A 1450-nucleotide genomic window follows, 5' to 3' on the forward strand; every position below is an offset into this window, starting at 1 on the left:
ACAGCAGAGTCTTTAGATTTTGGTTTAGATGCATCACTATTTAATAACAGTTTAAGTTTAACTGTAGATTATTTTGAGAAAACAACCAAAGGAATGATTATTCCTGGTTTAGCAGATATTAACCAAGGTATATCTCCTGCAGACGTAAATGGTGGTCAGGTTAAGAATAGTGGTTTAGAGGTTTCTGCTACTTACACAAACACAAACGGAAAACTGAACTATAGTATTAATGCCAATGCAACAACTATAAAAAATAAGTTAGAAAACTTGGACGGTTATGCATCAATAGGTCAGGATGTTTTTTATCATAAGGATAATGTCAGAAGTGTATTAGTACCTTATCAAACGGAAGTTGGCGGCGCTTTATATACACCATATTTAATACCACAATTGGGTATATTTAATACACAAGCAGAAATAGATGCTTATACTAAAGATGGTAATTTAATACAACCTAATGCAAGACCAGGAGATTTTAAGTTTCAAGATACTAATAACGATGGTAAAATAGGGTCTGAGGATCGTAAGTATTATAATGCTTACCAACCTAAAGTAACTTATAATTTAGGTGCTAATTTAGACTATAAAGGGTTCGATTTTAATGTGATAATGCAAGGTGTAGCAGGAGTAAAAGCTTTTAATGGCTATAAATTTACAACCTATAATGCTGCATTATCTGGTTATAACTTAGACAATAGAGTATTAGATTCTTGGTCACCAACAAATACAGATACAGATATTCCTATAATTTCTACAAAAGATGATAATAAAAACTTTGGTACCGCATCTAGTTGGTACTTAGAAGATGCATCATATTTGCGCATTAAAAACGTAACATTGGGGTATACTTTTAGCTCAAAAGTAATGGATAATTTATCTAAGGGATCATCATTAAGAATGTACGTATCAGGAGAAAATTTAGTAACATTTACTAACTACTCTGGTCTAGACCCAGAAGTAGGAGGTAAAGGTTTAGATATAGCTAAATACCCTGTAGCAAAAACATTCACACTAGGATTATTACTGTCATTATAATCACGCTAAAAAAAAGAATACAATGAAAAATACATATAAAAAAATAGGATTAATTGCAATGGGTGTTTTAGGGCTAAACCTAAGTTCTTGCTCAGACGATTTTACAAATTTAGAACCGTTAGGAAAAGTATCTAACGAGAGTTTTTGGAAAACAGATTCTGATGCCATACAGGCAGCAAATGGTTTATACCAATTAATGTCTGACCAAGAAATGTTTGGTAGAGGTTTTTTCTGGTACATTAATGCATCAGATGATATGATTACGGGTCGTATTAAAGCTACAGCAGATGTTATTAAAGATTTTAATATAAATGGTAGTGAGGGTAGTTACACATCTACGTGTTATAGTAAAAGTTACCAGACTATTAGACGTGCTAATGATATTTTATTAAACGTACCAGAAATGGAAATATCT

2 pseudogenes are annotated in these 1450 nt (G+C 31.9%); both read left to right on the forward strand.

The window, feature by feature from the left end:
* Positions 1-1035, forward strand: a pseudogene (locus ABJD66_RS16990) (SusC/RagA family TonB-linked outer membrane protein); the annotation flags it as partial.
* 22 nt (positions 1036-1057) lie between these two features.
* Positions 1058-1450: pseudogene (locus tag ABJD66_RS16995) on the forward strand (RagB/SusD family nutrient uptake outer membrane protein); the annotation flags it as partial.

This window comes from Cellulophaga sp. (assembly GCF_039943695.1).
GTDB lineage: Bacteria > Bacteroidota > Bacteroidia > Flavobacteriales > Flavobacteriaceae > Cellulophaga.